The following is a 17,791-nucleotide window of genomic DNA, read 5'->3' as shown; positions in this document are numbered from 1 at the left end:
GGCTTCTCCGGCGCAGGTTATCATTTTTACATCCGTAAGAACGGTGATATAAAGACGCTCCGGCCTTTGGAACGTCCCGGCGCGCATGCCAGAGGCTACAATGCCCACAGCGTCGGCATCTGCTACGAGGGCGGGCTGAACGAGCGGGGACGGCCTGCCGATACCCGTACCGATTTTCAGAAACACTCCCTGAGAGCGCTCGTCCTGTTACTGTTGAAAGACTATCCCGGCAGCCGCCTTTGCGGGCACCGCGACCTCAGTCCCGACCTGAACGGCAACGGCGAGATAGAGCCCGAAGAATGGATAAAGGAGTGTCCCTGTTTCGACGCCGCTTCACTGCTTGACGAACCGCCCGTAAATCCGGGATATTTGTAATTGATTTTCCTTGAAACGAGCGGTTAATCAAAAGTTAAACAAAATATGGAATAATTTCAAACTTGACATGAACAAATAGCGGGCACATATTGTTTCAACTATAAAGATAAATTTTACAAGTATCAATATATGGAGAATTTAAATAAAACTGACATTGGACTAATAGGGCTGGCCGTAATGGGTGAAAATCTGGCGTTGAATATGGCGGATAAAGGCTGGCAGGTATCGGTTTACAACCGTACGGTTCCGGGGATTGAAGAAGGTGTGGTAGACCGTTTTATCAACGGCCGCGCACGTGGTAAGAGCATTCGCGGCTATACGGATATAGCCCGTTTTGTGGAGTCGGTGGCCGCGCCGCGTAAAATAATGATGATGGTTCGTGCAGGCAGTGCCGTGGACGAACTGATGGAACAACTGTTTCCGTTGCTCTCGCCGGGTGATATACTGATAGACGGCGGCAACTCCAACTACGAAGATACCAACCGCCGTGTGGCGTTGGCCGAAGAAAAAGGATTCCGTTTTGTGGGCGCAGGCGTGTCCGGCGGTGAAGAGGGTGCGCTGAACGGCGCTTCCATCATGCCGGGTGGTTCGGTGACCGCTTGGGACGAGGTGAAACCGATTCTGCAAAGCATCGCCGCCAAAGCGTCCGACGGCACGCCGTGCTGCCAGTGGGTGGGCCCGGCGGGTTCGGGACACTTTGTTAAGATGATTCACAACGGCATCGAATACGGCGACATGCAGCTCATCTCGGAAGCCTACTGGGTGATGAAGAACCTGCTGCAACTGAATAACGAGGAAATGTCTTCCGTCTTTTCGACTTGGAACGAGGGCAAGTTGCGCAGCTATCTCATTGAGATTACGGCCAACATCCTGCGGCACAAGGATAAGTCGGGCGGCTATCTGATAGATAAAATTCTGGATACCGCCGGACAGAAAGGTACCGGCAAGTGGTCGGTAATCAACGCGATGGAGCTGGGCATGCCGCTGGGACTGATTGCCACGGCGGTATTTGAACGCAGCCTGTCGGCGCAGAAAAGCCTGAGGGAATCGGCCGCCAAGCATTTTGTGTGCCAGCGCACGGACGTGGTGTACAACAAGCCCGAAATGGTGAAAGACATCTATTCGGCGCTGTACGCGTCCAAGCTGGTGTCCTATGCACAGGGCTTCGCCGTACTGCAACGCGCCTCGGACGCTTTCGGGTGGAACCTCGACCTGGCTTCCATAGCCCGTATGTGGCGTGGCGGCTGCATCATCCGCAGCATCTTCCTGAACGACATCGCCGCCGCTTTCGAGCAGGCAGGGAAACCGCAGCATCTTCTGCTCGCTCCCTATTTCAGCAACGAGATGAAGCAACTGCTTTCCGGCTGGAAACATCTGGTGGCGCAGGCCATGAAAGAGGAACTTCCGGTTCCCGCCTTCTCGTCGGCATTGAACTATTTCTACTCGCTCGTGTCGGCCAAGCTGCCGGCCAACATGATTCAGGCGCAGCGCGACTATTTCGGAGCGCACACCTTTGAGCGTGTGGACGAACTGCGAGGACAATTCTTCCACGAAAACTGGACGGGACACGGCGGAGATACGAAGTCGGGAACCTACAACGTGTAGCCCCCTCTCGGAGAAAGATTACTGAAATGCCCCCCAAAAAAAACAAACATAAAGCTATGAGTAAATTTGTGATGATAATTTTCGGCGCTTCCGGCGACCTGACGAAGCGAAAGCTGATGCCGGCACTGTATGCGCTGTACAAGGATAACCGCTTACCGGAAGATTTCGCTGTTTTAGGTATCGGACGTACCGAATATCAGGATGATACCTACCGTACCTATATACGGACGGAGATGGAGCGTTTTGTAACCCCGGAAGAGCATGCGGACAACCGCATGGCCGACTTCTGCGACCGTCTGCACTACCTCTCGCTCAATCCCGCCGAAGCCGCCGATTACGGCAGACTGGCCGCCCGCCTGCAGGAGCTGACGGGCGAGCAGGAGCCGGACGGCATGTTGTACTACCTGGCCACTCCGCCGTCGCTGTACGGCGTGATTCCTCTGCACCTGAAGGCTGCGGGACTGAACCGTCCCCATACGCGCATCATCGTGGAGAAGCCTTTCGGCTATGATTTGGACTCGGCGCGCGAGCTGAACCGTATCTATGCCTCGGTGTTCGAGGAGCACCAGATTTACCGTATCGACCACTTCCTGGGCAAGGAAACCGCGCAGAACATTCTGGCGTTCCGCTTCGCCAACGGTATTTTCGAGCCGCTTTGGAACCGTAACTACATCGACTACGTAGAGATAACGGCTGTGGAGAATCTGGGCATCGAGCAGCGCGGCGGCTTCTACGAGGGAGCCGGAGCATTGCGCGATATGGTGCAGAACCACCTTATTCAACTGGTGGCGCTCACTGCCATGGAACCGCCCGCGGTGTTCAATGCCGATAACTTCCGCAACGAGGTGGTGAAAGTGTACGAATCGCTCTCTCCGCTCACCGAGGAAGACCTGAACGAGCATATCGTGCGCGGGCAATATACCGCATCCGCCACCAAGCCCGGCTATCGCGAGGAGAAGAATGTGGCTCCCGACTCACGTACGGAAACGTACATCGCCATGAAGATTGGTATCGACAACTGGCGTTGGAGCGGCGTGCCTTTCTATATCCGTACCGGGAAGCAGATGCCGACGAAAGTGACCGAAATCGTGGTGCACTTCCGTGAGACGCCCCACCAGATGTTCCGTTGCGAGGGCGGCCACTGCCCGCGTGCCAACAAACTGATTCTGCGCCTGCAACCCAACGAAGGCATCGTGCTGAAATTCGGCATGAAGGTTCCGGGACCGGGTTTCGACGTGAAGCAGGTGATGATGGACTTCAGCTATTCCGACCTGGGCGGACTGCCCACCGGCGACGCGTATGCCCGCCTGATAGAGGACTGCATACAGGGCGACCAGACACTCTTTACGCGCAGCGATGCCGTGGACGCGTCATGGCGTTTCTTCGACCCCGTACTGAAATTCTGGCAGGAGCATCCCGAGGCGCCGCTGTACGGTTATCCCGTAGGAACCTGGGGTCCTCTGGAAAGTGAAGCGATGATGCGCGAGCACGGAGCCGAATGGACGAACCCGTGCAAGAATTTGACGAATACCGATGAATATTGCGAATTATGAAAAGTTATATATATCCTGCCGCGACTTCGACCTCACGGGCTCTTATCCGGTACATAATAGACATGATGAACCGGGAGCCGGAGCGAATCTTCCACATTGCTTTCAGTGGGGGAACGACGCCTTCCCTTATGTTTGACATTTGGGCGCATGAGTTCAAGAAAGAAACTCCGTGGATGCGGATGCGCATCTTCTGGGTGGACGAGCGTTGCGTACCCGTCAAAGACTCGGACAGCAACTACGGCACCATGCTGCGGCTGCTGCTGAGAGAAGTGGGTATGCCGGATGAGTTTGTGTTTCCCATCGACGGCGCTTGCCGCCATCCGGAGAAAGAGGCAAAGCGTTACTCAGACCTGGTGTTCGGTACGGTTCCTCTGCGGCGGGGCTTCCCGGCGTTCGACCTGGTACTGCTGGGAGCCGGAGATGACGGGCATACGTCGTCCATCTTCCCCGGACAGGAGTATCTGCTGTCTTCTTTCCATCCGTACGAGGCGAGTGTGAATCCGTATAACGGGCAGCCGCGCATCGCCATGACGGGGTGTCTGCTGTTCAACGCGAGGAAGATTGTATTCCTGATTACGGGCAAGAACAAGACGGACGTGGTGTACGACATCATGAAATCGGGCGATACGGGGCCGGCGGCCTACGTGGCGCATCACGCCGAGAGTGTGGACATCTTTACCGACGTAGAGATTGCGGGATAAGCGGTTACCCTTTTGAGGTACCGCTTTCCAGTATGCTGACTATGGAGAATAGCGTGAAACAAATGCCGCCCAAGCCTGCCAGTACGCGCGCGGGTACGAAGTAAGCCTCGTGCATGCCCGCCATCTCGAAGAGGAAAGCGGAGAGGAACAGGCAGGCCAAGGCGGTGAATACCGGTATCAGCGGGATGCGGTTGGCCAGCTTGAAGGTGTTGCGCCAGATGGCCGCAAGCAGTATGACTTTGCTCGAGATGCTGTAACAAACCAGTCCTAAACCTATCATGATATAACCGATGGATGATTTGGCGGGATTGTGTTCGGTCGTTACCAGCAAGCCCCAGAGGATGCCGAGAGTGCCCATCGCGAGTACCACGGCAGGCCACCATTTGCGTTCGGGGTGCGAGTAGCTGTTGCGTATCTGGCGTACGATGGTCGCCACCAACGCCACGAGACTGGTGCAGATGCAGGAGATGCCTGCCATGACGTGTCCGGCAATGTAGTAGGCGTTGTGAACGTCGCTCTTGGCAAGCAGCCAGATAGTCCATATCCAGGCGGTGAGTGCCAGCAGCGCTGCAACGGCGATGAGAATGTTGCCCTGTATGGCGCTGAAGGCCTGCGGGGGTGTGTCATGACCCGTAGCGCCGGAGTTGGCGGGGATAAGAGTGAAGCGGGTGGACGAAGTGGCGGTGGTGGCCACGCAAGCGGTGATGAAGGCTACGCCGCAGATGACGTGTCCGGCTACGAAATGTCCGGCGGTAGGGGCTTCGCTGAAGTATTCCCAGCCGTAGATGAACGTGAGCAGGGCGGCCAGATAGCCAAGAACGGGCAGGGCGTATTTGGCGACCGTGTTATACGTGTGGATTATCTGCCGGATAATGGTTGCCGCCGTCGCGAACAAGGCGATGCATATCATTCCCAATGACATCACTACCGGGCCGGCAACGTACCTGGCCGGGTCTGTTCCCATGCCGAGCACGAAAGCTCCGTAACCAAAACAAAACAAGGCCATCAACAGTGGGATGGCGCGAAAGAGAACACTGATTCCATAATTCATAACTATCTTCTTTTAAGTTTTCCCCTCTAACAGCAGCGTTATGAGTTTGTTTTTCATTTTAAGGTTTATTTGTAGGATATAAGAGCCGGATGCCCGGTCAGGGGGCAAGACGGAGTATTGTCCATGCGGGAACGGGAGCCGCCTCGCGGAGTGTGTATCGGAAGCGGTCGTGCAGTCTGCTTTCACGTCCCTGCCAGAACTCGAAGCGGGTGGGGGTGACGGCAAAGCCGCCCCAGTTGTCGGGACGCTGCACGGTTTGTCCGGCCAGTTTGGCGGCTTCTTTTACAAAGGCGCGGATGATTTCCATCCGGCTGCCGATAACGCGGCTTTGCGGGGATATTCTTGCGCCGATCCGGCTTTTGTAGGGACGGGTGGAGAAGTAGGCGTCCGATTCACGGGGAGCGCATCTCTCCGCTATACCCTCGATGTGCACCTGTCTCTCCAACTTATGCCAGACGAAAGAGAGGGAGATGTGCGGATTGGCCGCGAGCTGCCTTCCCTTGCGGCTTTCGTAGTTGGTGAAGAAGATGAATCGGCCGTTTTCCACGCCTTTCAGCAGGACGGTGCGGGTAGAGGGGCGGCCGTCGGGCGAGACGGTGGCCGCAATCATGGCCGTAGGTTCGTCCTCGCCGCAATGCAGGGCATCGTCGAGCCAGCGGGCGAATTGCTCGAAAGGGTTCTCCGAGATGGTGTTACGGGTGAGCTTGCCTTTCTTATATTCTTTTCGTATGTCCGAGAGTTGGGAGTCCATATAATTACCGTTTATCAGTATAACAATGAAAAGACGAAAGGGTTGAAACGAATGGGGAGAACTTGCCTGATTCTTTATATTTCCTTTGAATTTGAAATTTTATATGCTTTTTATTGCGAAAAATTTGCAATTGCAAAATATTCGCAATATATTTGTCGCAAAATAAGATGGATAAATGGAAGGAACAGATAAAATAAGAGAAGCCGGACTGAAACTGACTCCCCAGCGCAAAGCCGTATATGAAGCGATGACGGAGTTGCGCCACGCTCCGATTGAGGAGATTATCTCCTGTGTGCAATCGAAAGATAAGGAAATCACACTCTCTACGGTGTATCGTATTCTTGATTCGTTCTGTAAGGCGGGTTTGCTGTCGCTGGTATGCCACCCCGATACGGGAAAATGCTATTATGACATCACGGTTCATAGTCACCATCATCTGTTTAACGGACAGCAGATAATGGATTATGAAGACCCCGAACTGACACGGATGATACAACAGTATCTGGAAAACAAAAACCTTGTATCGGACGATATCGACAAGATACAGGTACAGATAACACTTAATAAATGTTTAACTAAAAAATGATTTGAAAATGAGAAGTATCACAACTTTCGATTTGCAGTATGCACACAGATTTTATGGTTTCCAAGGCGAAGCCCAGTATCTTCACGGCCATACAGGCGTATTGACCATTGAGGTGGAAGACACGGTGAATGAAGGAGTAAACATGGTGTATCCGTGTAACGAGATTCAGAAAGTGGCTTGGGACGTGCTGAAGAACTTCGACCATGCCCTCGTGCTGCGTGAAGATGACCCGTTGCTGCCGGCCATCCTCGATGTTTATGAAAAGCAGGGTATCAAGAACGGTCATCCTCAGAACAAGATGAAGGGTGAAGCGTTCAAAACTCCGCTCGCCACCGCGTATCCCGACTGCCGTTTGGTGGTGACCAAGGAAACCATGACTGTGGAAGGCATGATTAAAATCGTGTACGACCTGCTGAAAGAGAAACTGAACATTGCCAAGATTACCTTTACCAGCGGCGTGAATGCAGGTTCGGCCGAGTTCGATACGAAGAATGATATCGAACGTTGTCCTTTGTGCGGCATTTCGCTGAATGAGGAAGGGGTATGTCCTAAATGCGGATATAAGAAGCAATAAGCGTTTTTAATACGCCGGTGTAACGGCGTTTCAACGCGTTTGTGTAACGGAAGGGGGTATTCTGAAGGGGATATCCCCCTCTTGGGTAACGATATACCGGTATCGGCGATACGGCGGTTCCGAATAGTTTTTATATTATAAAGTACACTTAAATTATTATTGGATTATGAATACTGACAAGCACTTTTGAGAATTTCCGTACCACCCTGTGGACGGGTACAAACCGATTTATGCTCCCGTTGAGCACCCGCACGGCACAGTTCATAAGACCCAAGCCGAAGCAATGGAAGCTGAACATGCGCATGAGGCCGCGAAGTAGGTTTGTATATATTTGGTTATTCCATGCGTTGTTGCTATTTTTGTAAACCATAAAGAAAATATCTATGAAAAAAGTAATCGTTCCGCTGTTTTTACTCCTCATTGCAGCGTGTTTTCTTGCTATTCCGTGTTCGGCCAAGAGTAAAGCCAAGCATGTAGTGTTAATCGGGTTGGATGGCTGGGGGGCTTACAGTGTTCCCAAAGCTGACATTCCCCATATCAAACAGTTAATGGCAGAGGGTTCTTATACTTTGGAAAAACGTTCTGTATTACCCTCTTCCAGTGCTGTAAACTGGGCATCTATGTTTATGGGTGCCGGACCTGAATTGCACGGATATACGGAATGGGGTTCCAAAACTCCCGAATTGCCTTCGCGCATATTAAATGAACACGGTATATTTCCCACTATCTTCCGACAGTTGAGAGATGCCCGGCCGGAAGCCGAAATAGGTTGTTTGTATGAGTGGAACGGCATTAAATATCTTGTGGATACTCTATCGTTGAGCCATTATGCGAAAGCGCCGGATTATAATCAATATCCCGAAGTGTTGTGCAGTATGGCCGAGAACTATATTAAGGAGAAACAACCGACGCTGCTTGCCGTTTGTTTCGATAATCCGGATCATGTGGGGCATAAGGCAGGTCATGATACGCCCGAATATTATGCCAAGTTGAAGGAACTCGATAGTTATGTCGGACGCATCGTACAGGCGGTAAAGGATGCCGGCATGCTGAAGGAGACAATATTTATCGTTACCGCAGATCATGGGGGTATCAAGAAAGGACATGGCGGTAAGACAATGCAGGAGATGGAGACTCCCTTTATTATTTCCGGTAAAAACGTGAGGAAAAATGGGGTGTTCCACGAGAGCATGATGCAGTACGATGTGGCTTCTACCATAGCCTATATATTCGGATTGCGGCAGCCGCAAGTGTGGATAGGACGTCCGATGACTCAAGTCTTTAGATAGGCGGGCGGTTCGTGGGAAGAGGTTAATGGTGGATAAATCAATATTTATGGCAACACAAAATTGGATAAAAACTTATGTAATACAAATACTTCCTGTTTTAGCTCTGATTGTATATATTATAGGATTTGCATACTATATGGTGTATTATTATCAATTTGGTATTAATATAACCTCGTATATCACTCTGGCGGAAGTATTGGTTTCTACTTTAACTCCTATTCTTATAGTAGTTATGCTTTCTGTGGCTTTCTTTGGCTTACAATTTCTATCCCGGGTTCCTCAAAAGAGATTTCTTTATGAATTCAAAAAACTAAGGAATATCAAAATCCAAAATGCCTGCATAAATAAAGTATTATCTATTATACATCGTTGTAAACGTAAAAAGAGAGTTATAAATAAATACTATGACCAAAAAGATGCGAAAGAAAGTTTTTATAGAGATTTATTGTCTATACCTATAGTATTTGTTATTTCATCTATTATTATTCCTTTTAATATTTATATTGGAGCAATAGAAATTAAATATAAATACTTTTGGATTGTTGTCTTATTGATGCTTTGTTTTCCTTGCGCCGGTTTATATTTACGCTCATATAGAAAAGTCAGATTCCGGATAGTGAAAGTCTACCATAACTTGGTTGCTGCAATTATTTTGTTTATATCAATTCTTACCTGTATGGTCCTTTTAGGCGTATATAATGCGAATTTGGATAAGAAAAGCAATGAACAAAGATTCCATATCACAATGCAAAACAGTGTGGAATACACAGACCAGGATTATAATTATATAGGTGAATGCGGTTCTGCTATATTTTTATATAATAGGGAAAATGAAAGTACTGTTGTCTTGAATATGGCAAACTTAATGAGTATTGTTTATTATAATAAGAGGGATAATATTTATACCAGAACAGTAGAAGAGTTTATGAAAATGAGTCAGGAAAAAGGACATTGAGGAAATTAGTTTCTTTTTTGTTTGTATATATTTGTTCATGTTTAATATTTAAAAGAAAAACGATGGGTAAAATAATTAAAATGGGTAATGATGAGTTTATCCTCTACGTTAGAAAACAGAATTCTACATGTAAGTATGACACTAAGAAATTAGGAGAACTGATTTGTAAATGGCTGAAAGAACATGCGGGACTCGAGGATAAGAATATCGAATATGATCGTGAATGTTTATGGGGCGAACATGCAGACAATGTGTCTCCGGACAAGCTTCCTAAGACAGCAAGCCAATTTGAGTTCGACAGGGATAAGCTTCCCGCTTTATATGATTATTTGGATTCTTTATAATCATTGGAAAATTTGGGTATGGAACTACAAGTATAATGATTCTACCGGATAAAAGCACTTCCAACGTTCGCTTACGAAGGGAGTGCTTACGCAAAAACTAAGTTATATCGGCAATTGAATTTATTCTAATCCGGTGTTATACTTTCATGTGCCAGTACGATGTTTTCCATGGATACACCGCTTCCATCGGCTTTGAAGCCTCCCATAGTATACTTTTGGGGCCATGCGTTGGTTAGTTTCCAACTATGTACCGGAATGCCGCTTTCGTCTATCAGGGCAATGGTCACGCTTTCGCGCCGGATAATGTTCATCTTCACCTGATTTATCCAGTCCCAGAGTGTCTTGTCGTCTTTTAATATCGCCTTTTTCAGGGTCACGTCTCCGCCTTTGCGCAAGCCCGGCATCTTGCCCCTGGTGAAGCCCGGCATGTCACCGGGACGGTATTCTATCACATCGAACTTGACATCAAGTCCCGACACTTCCTTGCAGAAGATTTTTCCCACATTCGATATTTCCACGCTGAAATGAAATTCAGGCACAGGCCATGTCTGAATGCTCTGAGTTGTTCCGTTTTTGTCTGTCATACTATTCAAATATTACAGTGTTGTCAATTAAATATTATAATATCCGTCGTTATCGGCTTTCCTGCATCTGCTGCCAGAATGTAATCTCGATGAATTCTGCCGGGCGACTGATGGCTACCAATACGGTTCTTCATCGTATCGCCTATCGAATTTCCGAATGCGTTTTTCTCTTTGATGTAAATGCCGGGTGTTTTGTATTCGCCCATAGTCTCATGTGTTTTTTAGTTCGACCTGTAATTGACAATCACACTTTATTTGTTGAAATTATTATTGGTGTTTATTGTATAAGTTCCAAAGATATGGAAATAAAAATAGAGTATACAATAATAACTTGTAAAAAATCCCCGTAGCGGCTCAACTACGGGGATTGTGTCAAATAGCAGAGTATCTTCTCGCAATATAGCTTAGAGAGACAATTTTATCAATGTTCTGTAAACGCTCTGATACAAAGTTCAAGCGTTGCCGTATTTTAGTACTTGATAAGTCTATAAATAAAAGCACTTCCAACGTTCGCTTACGAAGGAAGTGCTTACACAAAAACTAAACTAGACTTAACTAAACTATTCTATTGGGGGGAGTTTCACAACTCCTATCTGTTCGCCGCAAAGGTAAAAAAACATCTTTTAATATGCAATAGGATATTATTAGAAATAGGCCGATTTCAATAAAATATAAACCTATGAGGGGCTTTTTAACTCCTTTTATTAAGAAAATCCTGGAATATTTGTTTGTAACTGTCACTGATGGGGATATAGTTCTTGCCAAAAACGATACGTCCGCGGTCGATGATACGTATCTTATCTTTTTGGACGATATAAGAACGATGCACGCGTATGAAGCGGGAAGCGGGCAGGAGCTCTTCCATGGACTTCATGCTCATGAGTGAGAGAATGGGCTTGGGGGAGTTCTCCTCATAGATTTTGATATAGTCTTTCAGGCCTTCGATGTAGAGGATGTTCCTGAGTTCCACTTGTACCAGCTTGTAATCACTTTTCACGAAGATACTTTCAATTTCCTCTTTGGGCTGTTGCAGCAGCTCGAACCATTGCACGGCTTTGTTGGCGGCTTGCAGAAAGTCTACGTACGAGATAGGTTTCAGCAGATAATCGAGGGCGTTGACTTTATACCCGTCTATGGCATATTGGTCGAAAGCGGTGGTGAAAACTATGCGCGTATGCGTATCTACCATTCTGGAGAACTCCAGTCCGTTGAGTTCGGGCATTTGTATGTCGAGGAAGAGAAGGTCGACATGCTTGTCCGGCAAATCGTTCATCGCTTGCACCGCACTGGAGTATTTGCCGGCAAGTTCCAGAAACGGGGTTTTGTTGACGTAGCTCTCCAACAGGTTCAGAGCCAGCGGTTCATCATCTACGATTGCACACTTCAGATTCATGTTGTCAGTGATTGATTACTAAAACCGATTTATATTCTTTTCCGTCCTCGCTTACGCCGTGCTGCCATGCGTACCGGCCGGGATAGGTCAGCTCCAGACGCTTGCGCACTTGCTCCAGTCCGATGCCGCTGCCGCTCTTATCGGCTTCGTTCTTGGGGTGGTAACTGTTGGCGATTTCGCAACGCACCTCATGCGCGCTTTCACTGAAATAGATACGGATATGGCTGGGCTCGGTGGGAGAGATGCCATGCTTGAAAGCATTCTCTATGAGAGAGATGAATATCAGCGGGGCAATCTCCGTAGGGCTGTCGGGACGGATGTCGAAACGTGTTTCAACGGTGACATTGGCCGAGAGGCGGATGCGCATCAACGCGATGTAGTTCTTTATGAAATCCATTTCCTTGCCCAAAGTCACGAAATTCTGCTGATTGTCGTAAAGGACATGGCGCAGCAGGCGGCTCAGTTCCTGTACGGCCGTTTGAGCCTTATCCGTATCAAAGGCGATGAGCGCGTAGATATTGTTCAGCGTATTGAGCAGGAAATGAGGGTTGAGCTGATTGCGCAGATTCTTCAGTTCCGCTTCCGTACGGCTTTTCTCGGCTTCACGGCGGGCGGCTTCCACCTGTACCCAACGTCCGCTGAGACGGATGGCCGCACTCAGTCCTACGGTAAGTATCATGGAAAAGAAATCGCGCATGATGAATATCCACTTCGGCGGGCCCATGTGCCGTCTGCCCTCGTCTTCCACTTTGGCATAGGCGTGGAATGCGTACTCCTGCCAGAAGTGTACGCCGGCGGTAACGCAAACTATCAGCAACACGTTCAGCAGCAGATACTGCCTGATGCGTCCCTCGAACAGATAGCGGGGGATGAGGAAGCAGTAATTGCCGTAGAACACGATAAGAAACGACAGCGGAACAACACTGCCATGACGCAGGTATTCCACCCACGTAATGGTGAATCCGCTGCGTGTCATCATCACAAAAGGAAAGGCAAATACTATTCCCCAGCCGATGATATGAATCAAGGCTTCGATGATGCGCGACCGTGAGTAGAGAAATTGTTTCATACAAATGCAAAGATAGTTTTTTTTAGGGATTAGTGATAAGCGATTAGTGATTAACTGTTAGGGATAAGTGATTAGTGATAAGTGATTAGTGATAAGTGATAAGTGATTAGTGATAAGTGATTAGCTATCAATAAAAACTAACCGTTTATCCCCAATCGCTAATCGTTTATCACTAATCCCTAATCGCTAATCCCTTATCCCTAATCCCTCATCACTCATATCGTATCGCTTCTATCGGGTCTAAGTCTGCCGCTTTTTTGGCGGGATACCAGCCGAAGAACACTCCCGTTACCGTGCAGACGGCAAAGCTGAGGAATACGCTCCAGGCTTGTATGTAAATAGGCCAATGGGCTGCGCTCTTTACTATCCAGCTTGCGCCGCAGCCGATGATAACGCCGATAAGTCCGCCGGTGATGCTGATGAGGATAGCCTCGATGAGGAATTGCGACAGAATATCCACTCCTCTGGCGCCCACACTCATGCGCAGACCGATTTCGCGGGTACGTTCCGTTACGGATACATACATGATGTTCATGATGCCGATACCGCCTACTACCAGTGATATGCCTGCGATACAGGCGAGGAGAGTGGTCATCAGGTCGGTGGTGGTGTTCAGCATCGAGCTGAGCTCCTGCTGGCTGCGTATGGTGAAATCGTCGTCGTCGCTGTCTTTCAGTTTATGGTTACGGCGCAGAATCCCGGTGATTTCCTCGGTGGCGTTGTCCGTCATGTCCTCGGTGAGGGCGGATGCGAAGATACCTTGCAGATAAGTCTGTGCAAGCAGACGCTTCATCACGGTGGTGTAGGGAGCGAGCACCACATCATCCTGGTCCATGCCCATGCTGTTGTAACCTTTGGCTTTCAGTACGCCCGTCACACGGAAAGGCACCTGGTTGAAGCGGATAATACGTCCTACGGGGTCTTCTCCGTCGGGGAAAAGATTGTCCTGTATCGTCTTGCCGATGACGCATACTTTGGCGGAAGTCTGTATGTCGGCTTCCGTAAACATCGTGCCGTTGTCCACTGTAAGCTGGCGGATTTCGAGGTAGTCCGTACCTACGCCGTTTACGGAAGAGGGGTAGTTGTTGTTGCCCGCGATGAGCTGTCCTGACGAGGATACGTTGGGGCTGACGGCAGACAGGAAGTTCGTTTCGTTGCGCAAGGCTTCGTAGTCGGTGAGCTTTAGCGTCTGCATGGCGCTGGGGTCTTGCCGTACGCCGCCGCGCATGTCCGCTCCCGGATGAATCATTATCATATTCGAGCCCATTTCGGAGATTTGCGCCTGGATGCTCTTCTTCGAACCCTGCCCGATGGCAAGCATCGTGATGACGGACGCCACGCCGATGATGATACCCAGCATCGTGAGGAAAGCCCGCAGCTTATTGTTGGCAAGCGCCCGGAGAGCTATTTTGAAAAGGTTGGTTCCGTTCATTGGTTTAGTGTTTTATGAATATTGTTTTCTGTATCAATCATCCTCTTGTTTGGGCAGCGCGGCCAATGTCTCGGCGGCGTTCAGGATGTCGGGATTGACTGTGTCGTCTTTCACCCGCCCGTCGCGCAATACGATGTTGCGGCTGCTGTATTGGGCTATCTCCGGATTGTGCGTAACGAAGATGATGGTACGCCCTTCGGCATGCAGCTTCTGGAAAAGCACCAGAATTTCAAACGAGGTGCGTGTATCCAGATTACCGGTGGCCTCGTCCGCCAGAATCACGGCGGGATTGTTTACCAGTGCGCGGGCGATGGCTACGCGTTGCATCTGTCCGCCGGACATCTGATTGGACTTGTGTTCCAGACGGTCGCCCAGTCCTACGGCTTTCAACGCTTCGACGGCGCGTTTCCGGCGTTCGGCGGCCGATACGGACGAGTTGTACATCAGTGGCAGCTCCACGTTCTCCACGGCTGTGGTCTTGGCCAGCAGGTTGTAGTTTTGGAATACGAAGCCTATTTTACGGTTGCGGAGTACGGCACGCTGTGACTTGCTCATGGTGCGCACGGAGATGCCGTCCAGCAGATACTCGCCTACGGTAGGCGTGTCCAGACAGCCGAGTATGTTCAACAGCGTCGATTTTCCCGAGCCGGACGTACCCATGATGGTCACGAACTCTCCCTCGCCGATGGAGAACGATACGCCGCGCAACGCATGCACCGTTTCGTCTCCCACCCGGAAGTTCCGCTTTATGTTTTGAAGTTCAATTACGGTTTTGCTCATGGTTAATGATGTATTATCATTTACTTTTTCTTCTTGTTGCTTCCCGGGGGGCCCGGCATGAACGGACTCTTCTCGCCGCTGGGTTCCTGCTGCGTATCCGCCGTCGCGCCTTCGCCCGGCATGCGGCCTATGGTGGCTTCGGTCACTACTACCGCACCTTCGCCGATGCCGCTTACGATTTCCGTATTCACACCGTTGGAGATACCCACCACTACGGGATGCGCGGTGAACGTATTGCCCTCGCGTGTCCAAAGCTTGTGTTCGCCTTCGCAATCTTTTACGATGTCATTGTCGCCGATGAGCGGCTTTTCGGGAGTGAAACGGAGCGCGCGCGCCGGAACGGAAAGCACGTCTTTGCGGTCGAGTGTATAAATCGTGACGTTGGCCGTGAGACGGGGCTTCAGTTTCAAGTCGGGATTGGGGGCGGAGATAACCACCTCGTAGGTGACAACCGTACTGGACGTGGTGCTGCTGCCGGAACTTGAGGAGCTGTCCTCGCCCAAGCGAATCTGCGTTACCACGCCTTCAAAGGTATCGTTAGGATAAGCGTCTACGGTAAAGGTAACGCGCTGCCCGTCTTCCACACCGCCTATGTCGGCTTCATCCACGTCGGCCACCACTTGCATCTGCGTAAGGTCGGCGGCGATGGTGAACAGGGTAGGGGTTTCGAAGCCGGATGCCACCGTCTGTCCTTCCTCTACCGCACGGTTGATGACCACACCGTCGATGGGCGAGGTGATGGTGGCGTACGACAGGTTACGTTCGGCCTTGGCCAGCGATGCCTGACTGCTTTCGTAGTTGCTTTTCGCTTTCTCGTAGTTGTAGACGGACTGCTCGTAGTCGGTGTCGCTGATGAGCTGTTTTTCGTGCAGTCCGCGGTTGCGTTCGTAGTTCTTCCGCTGATACTCGTATTCGGCTTTCGCACCGTTGTAGGCGGCACGTTGGGAAGCTACTTCGCTTTGCAGCGTCACGCGATCCATTTCAGCTATGAGCTGGCCTTTGGTGACTACGGAATTGTAATCGGCGTATATCTTGTCGATGATGCCGCTGACCTGCGTACCGACTTCCACTTCCGTCACCGGTTCGATGGTGCCGGTGGCGGTTACCGATTCCGATATCTCGCCTTTGGTGACGGCGGCTGTCTCGTAGGTCACTTTATGTTTGGCCTTAGAGCCGCCGAAGAGCCGGAAGCCTGCGCCGACCACTGCTACGACGATTACGGCGATAAGGATGATTTTCTTCTTGTTCATACTCTGTATCTTTATTAAATGTTGAATTTTAGTTTATACCGATAGTATCGGTTGATTAGGCATCTTTACTTATTTTGAGTTAGCCGGTTAAAGCGTAATCTTTTCTCCCTGATAGAATCTCAGCAGTTGCGTGTTCAGTATCGCCATGTATTTGGCTTGCAGAGTTTCCTGCTGCGCATTGAGCAGGTTGTTCTTCTCCGTCAGCAGTTCCACGGTGTTCTTCATGCCGAGGTTGAACTGCTCTTGGATGAGGTCGTAGCTGGTTTGTGTACTGCGCAGCTTCTCTGTGGCGGCAACGTAGCGTTGCTGTGCGCTGTTGGCGTCCAGCCATAGGCCTTCGATGGTTTTGTACAAGGCTTTCTGGCTGTCCAGCAAGTCCAGTTCGCTGCTCTGCTTCTGGATTTTGGCTTTCTGTACGGCGCTCTTGGTCTGGCGGTTGTTGAAGATGGGCACGCTTACGGTTACGCCCAGAGAGTTGTTCCAGTTCTGCTTGATTTGCTCGCCGAAGGTGAAGTCGTTGCCGTTGGTGTTCGTGCTCCCTATGCCTGCGCTGAGGCTGACGGTGGGGATGTAACCGGAACGGGCGATGTCGATGTCGAGCTCCGAGGCTTTGACATTCAGCCGGCTTGCCTCGATTTCCGGGCGCAGGGTGAGGGCGGAGCGGTAGACATCGGTCTTTGAGGGTAGCGGAGACAATACGTTCTCATCGCCGGGCGTGGGGATGTAGAGCGTCATTTCCTTTTCGCCGTCCAGTTCGAGGAGTTGTTTCAGTTGCAGTTTGTAATCTTGCAGGGTGGCTTGTGCGGTTACCAATTGATAGTTGTCGGTGCTGACTTGCGCTTCCAGTTGGGCAAGGTCGCTCTTGGCGATGCTTCCCGCCGCGAGCAGGGCGCGTGCCCGTTCGCATTCCGCCCGGCTGACGGCGAGGGTCGCTTCGTTTACTTTGACGGCTTCGGCGGCGTAGAGAATCTGTACGTAGATTTGCGTGATGCTCTCTTCGATGTTGTTCTCGCTCTCTGCCACGCTCAGTTCGGCGATGCGGTTGTTCATCCGTTGCTGTTTCAGGGTGTTCAGGCGTTTGCTGCCGTTGTAGAGCGTCCAGTTGGCATCGATGCCGTAGCTGCCGTTGTAGCTGGTCTTGCTCTGGCTGCTGGTGATGTTGTCGCCGTCGATAATCGTATTCGTCTCGCTGTTGGGGCGGTTTACGATACGCTGGCTTACGGATGCCGTGAGGCTGGGGAAGAGGGCTGCCTTGGCGGTCTTCACGTCCACTTCGGCGCTTTCGGCGTTGAGGCGGTTCTTGCGGATGGTGATATTCTGCCGCAAGGCGTAGTCGATGCACGTTTGCAAATCCCATTGTGCGGGAAGTGCCTGTACGCTGTCCCGTTGCTGTGCGCCGATGGCGACGTCTTGCGCTTGCAGCGTTACGTTGCCGGCGCAGGCGCTTGCCACACAGAGCGATATCACTGTCAATCTTCTTACGTTTATCATATTTCCTG

Annotated in this window: 19 protein-coding genes; 9 read left to right on the top strand and 10 right to left on the bottom strand. The window is 50.4% G+C overall.

What is annotated here, in order from left to right; translation table 11 throughout:
* From I2F54_RS15650 to pgl, 4 genes are all read left to right on the top strand, one after another.
* The coding region (locus I2F54_RS15650) for an N-acetylmuramoyl-L-alanine amidase (protein WP_195501793.1) at positions 1–375 on the top strand (375 nt) is incomplete at its 5' end.
* 129 nt (positions 376–504) lie between these two features.
* Positions 505–1,980: a decarboxylating NADP(+)-dependent phosphogluconate dehydrogenase gene (gene gnd / locus I2F54_RS15645; RefSeq protein ID WP_009120338.1), complete on the top strand. Its 1,476-nt coding sequence runs from the start codon at positions 505–507 to the stop codon at positions 1,978–1,980.
* 56 nt (positions 1,981–2,036) lie between these two features.
* A complete protein-coding gene (gene zwf, locus I2F54_RS15640) occupies positions 2,037–3,533 on the top strand; it encodes a glucose-6-phosphate dehydrogenase (RefSeq protein ID WP_195501791.1) in 1,497 nt (498 codons plus the stop codon).
* Positions 3,530–4,234 (top strand): 6-phosphogluconolactonase, encoded by a 705-nt coding sequence (gene pgl / locus I2F54_RS15635; protein ID WP_009120340.1) that lies wholly within the window; start codon positions 3,530–3,532, stop codon positions 4,232–4,234. Before zwf ends, pgl begins: the two co-directional genes overlap by 4 nt.
* Positions 4,235–4,238: 4 nt before the next feature.
* On the opposite strand, the gene I2F54_RS15630 is transcribed toward pgl, so the two are convergent.
* Together I2F54_RS15630 and pdxH are read right to left on the bottom strand one after the other, a co-directional pair.
* Positions 4,239–5,285, bottom strand: coding sequence for a DUF2776 family protein (locus tag I2F54_RS15630; protein WP_195501789.1), 1,047 nt, complete (start codon positions 5,283–5,285; stop codon positions 4,239–4,241).
* A gap of 97 nt (positions 5,286–5,382) precedes the next feature.
* The gene (gene pdxH, locus I2F54_RS15625; RefSeq protein ID WP_009120342.1) at positions 5,383–6,036 is read right to left on the bottom strand and encodes a pyridoxamine 5'-phosphate oxidase; all 654 of its coding nucleotides are present in this window, start codon (positions 6,034–6,036) and stop codon (positions 5,383–5,385) included.
* A 175-nt stretch (positions 6,037–6,211) separates the two neighbouring features.
* Here pdxH and I2F54_RS15620 point away from each other — a divergent pair, with 175 nt between their 5' ends.
* The 5 genes from I2F54_RS15620 to I2F54_RS15600 all read left to right on the top strand — a co-directional run bounded on the left by I2F54_RS15620 (position 6,212) and on the right by I2F54_RS15600 (position 9,784).
* Positions 6,212–6,622 (top strand): Fur family transcriptional regulator, encoded by a 411-nt coding sequence (locus I2F54_RS15620; RefSeq protein WP_195501786.1) that lies wholly within the window; start codon positions 6,212–6,214, stop codon positions 6,620–6,622.
* 7 nt (positions 6,623–6,629) lie between these two features.
* Positions 6,630–7,196 carry a 6-pyruvoyl trahydropterin synthase family protein gene (locus tag I2F54_RS15615; RefSeq protein WP_022219317.1) on the top strand — a complete coding sequence of 189 codons (567 nt, stop codon included), beginning with the start codon at positions 6,630–6,632 and terminating at the stop codon, positions 7,194–7,196.
* A 383-nt stretch (positions 7,197–7,579) separates the two neighbouring features.
* The gene (locus tag I2F54_RS15610) at positions 7,580–8,485 is read left to right on the top strand and encodes an alkaline phosphatase (protein WP_195501784.1); all 906 of its coding nucleotides are present in this window, start codon (positions 7,580–7,582) and stop codon (positions 8,483–8,485) included.
* A gap of 46 nt (positions 8,486–8,531) precedes the next feature.
* Complete coding sequence (locus tag I2F54_RS15605; protein WP_143270061.1) at positions 8,532–9,440, top strand: hypothetical protein; 909 nt, start codon at positions 8,532–8,534, stop codon at positions 9,438–9,440.
* A 62-nt stretch (positions 9,441–9,502) separates the two neighbouring features.
* On the top strand, positions 9,503–9,784 hold the full coding sequence (locus I2F54_RS15600) for a hypothetical protein (RefSeq protein WP_087413556.1): 282 nt from the start codon (positions 9,503–9,505) through the stop codon (positions 9,782–9,784).
* A gap of 125 nt (positions 9,785–9,909) precedes the next feature.
* Here the strand turns inward: I2F54_RS15600 and I2F54_RS15595 are convergent, their stop codons facing one another.
* From I2F54_RS15595 to I2F54_RS15560, 8 genes are all read right to left on the bottom strand, one after another.
* Positions 9,910–10,368, bottom strand: a complete 459-nt coding sequence (locus I2F54_RS15595; RefSeq protein WP_195501782.1) for a phage tail protein — start codon at positions 10,366–10,368, stop codon at positions 9,910–9,912.
* Between the two features lie 23 nt (positions 10,369–10,391).
* Positions 10,392–10,574 carry a hypothetical protein gene (locus I2F54_RS15590; protein WP_195501780.1) on the bottom strand — a complete coding sequence of 61 codons (183 nt, stop codon included), beginning with the start codon at positions 10,572–10,574 and terminating at the stop codon, positions 10,392–10,394.
* Between the two features lie 485 nt (positions 10,575–11,059).
* Positions 11,060–11,761: a LytR/AlgR family response regulator transcription factor gene (locus I2F54_RS15585; protein ID WP_087413718.1), complete on the bottom strand. Its 702-nt coding sequence runs from the start codon at positions 11,759–11,761 to the stop codon at positions 11,060–11,062.
* 4 nt (positions 11,762–11,765) lie between these two features.
* Positions 11,766–12,830 (bottom strand): sensor histidine kinase, encoded by a 1,065-nt coding sequence (locus tag I2F54_RS15580; protein ID WP_087427023.1) that lies wholly within the window; start codon positions 12,828–12,830, stop codon positions 11,766–11,768.
* Between the two features lie 211 nt (positions 12,831–13,041).
* Positions 13,042–14,262, bottom strand: coding sequence for an ABC transporter permease (locus I2F54_RS15575; protein WP_009120414.1), 1,221 nt, complete (start codon positions 14,260–14,262; stop codon positions 13,042–13,044).
* Positions 14,263–14,295: 33 nt separating this feature from the next.
* Positions 14,296–15,042, bottom strand: coding sequence for an ABC transporter ATP-binding protein (locus I2F54_RS15570; protein ID WP_087413716.1), 747 nt, complete (start codon positions 15,040–15,042; stop codon positions 14,296–14,298).
* 20 nt (positions 15,043–15,062) lie between these two features.
* Positions 15,063–16,292 (bottom strand): efflux RND transporter periplasmic adaptor subunit, encoded by a 1,230-nt coding sequence (locus tag I2F54_RS15565; protein WP_009120416.1) that lies wholly within the window; start codon positions 16,290–16,292, stop codon positions 15,063–15,065.
* An 87-nt stretch (positions 16,293–16,379) separates the two neighbouring features.
* Positions 16,380–17,783 (bottom strand): TolC family protein, encoded by a 1,404-nt coding sequence (locus I2F54_RS15560; RefSeq protein ID WP_195501778.1) that lies wholly within the window; start codon positions 17,781–17,783, stop codon positions 16,380–16,382.
* Positions 17,784–17,791: the final 8 nt, after the last annotated feature.

The organism is Bacteroides clarus, assembly GCF_015555825.1.
In the GTDB taxonomy this organism is placed as follows: domain Bacteria; phylum Bacteroidota; class Bacteroidia; order Bacteroidales; family Bacteroidaceae; genus Bacteroides; species Bacteroides clarus.
This window is presented reverse-complemented; position numbering and strand designations above follow the sequence as displayed.

What these genes read in the sequence shown, in the direction of transcription:
- gnd (WP_009120338.1), top strand. Translation starts at nt 505, where the DNA reads ATGGAGAATTTAAATAAAACTGACATTGGACTAATAGGGCTGGCCGTA.
- zwf (WP_195501791.1), top strand. Translation starts at nt 2,037, where the DNA reads ATGAGTAAATTTGTGATGATAATTTTCGGCGCTTCCGGCGACCTGACG.
- pgl (WP_009120340.1), top strand. Translation starts at nt 3,530, where the DNA reads ATGAAAAGTTATATATATCCTGCCGCGACTTCGACCTCACGGGCTCTT.
- I2F54_RS15630 (WP_195501789.1), bottom strand. Translation starts at nt 5,285, where the DNA reads ATGAATTATGGAATCAGTGTTCTCTTTCGCGCCATCCCACTGTTGATG.
- pdxH (WP_009120342.1), bottom strand. Translation starts at nt 6,036, where the DNA reads ATGGACTCCCAACTCTCGGACATACGAAAAGAATATAAGAAAGGCAAG.
- I2F54_RS15620 (WP_195501786.1), top strand. Translation starts at nt 6,212, where the DNA reads ATGGAAGGAACAGATAAAATAAGAGAAGCCGGACTGAAACTGACTCCC.
- I2F54_RS15615 (WP_022219317.1), top strand. Translation starts at nt 6,630, where the DNA reads ATGAGAAGTATCACAACTTTCGATTTGCAGTATGCACACAGATTTTAT.
- I2F54_RS15610 (WP_195501784.1), top strand. Translation starts at nt 7,580, where the DNA reads ATGAAAAAAGTAATCGTTCCGCTGTTTTTACTCCTCATTGCAGCGTGT.
- I2F54_RS15605 (WP_143270061.1), top strand. Translation starts at nt 8,532, where the DNA reads ATGGCAACACAAAATTGGATAAAAACTTATGTAATACAAATACTTCCT.
- I2F54_RS15600 (WP_087413556.1), top strand. Translation starts at nt 9,503, where the DNA reads ATGGGTAAAATAATTAAAATGGGTAATGATGAGTTTATCCTCTACGTT.
- I2F54_RS15595 (WP_195501782.1), bottom strand. Translation starts at nt 10,368, where the DNA reads ATGACAGACAAAAACGGAACAACTCAGAGCATTCAGACATGGCCTGTG.
- I2F54_RS15590 (WP_195501780.1), bottom strand. Translation starts at nt 10,574, where the DNA reads ATGGGCGAATACAAAACACCCGGCATTTACATCAAAGAGAAAAACGCA.
- I2F54_RS15585 (WP_087413718.1), bottom strand. Translation starts at nt 11,761, where the DNA reads ATGAATCTGAAGTGTGCAATCGTAGATGATGAACCGCTGGCTCTGAAC.
- I2F54_RS15580 (WP_087427023.1), bottom strand. Translation starts at nt 12,830, where the DNA reads ATGAAACAATTTCTCTACTCACGGTCGCGCATCATCGAAGCCTTGATT.
- I2F54_RS15575 (WP_009120414.1), bottom strand. Translation starts at nt 14,262, where the DNA reads ATGAACGGAACCAACCTTTTCAAAATAGCTCTCCGGGCGCTTGCCAAC.
- I2F54_RS15570 (WP_087413716.1), bottom strand. Translation starts at nt 15,042, where the DNA reads ATGAGCAAAACCGTAATTGAACTTCAAAACATAAAGCGGAACTTCCGG.
- I2F54_RS15565 (WP_009120416.1), bottom strand. Translation starts at nt 16,292, where the DNA reads ATGAACAAGAAGAAAATCATCCTTATCGCCGTAATCGTCGTAGCAGTG.
- I2F54_RS15560 (WP_195501778.1), bottom strand. Translation starts at nt 17,783, where the DNA reads ATGATAAACGTAAGAAGATTGACAGTGATATCGCTCTGTGTGGCAAGC.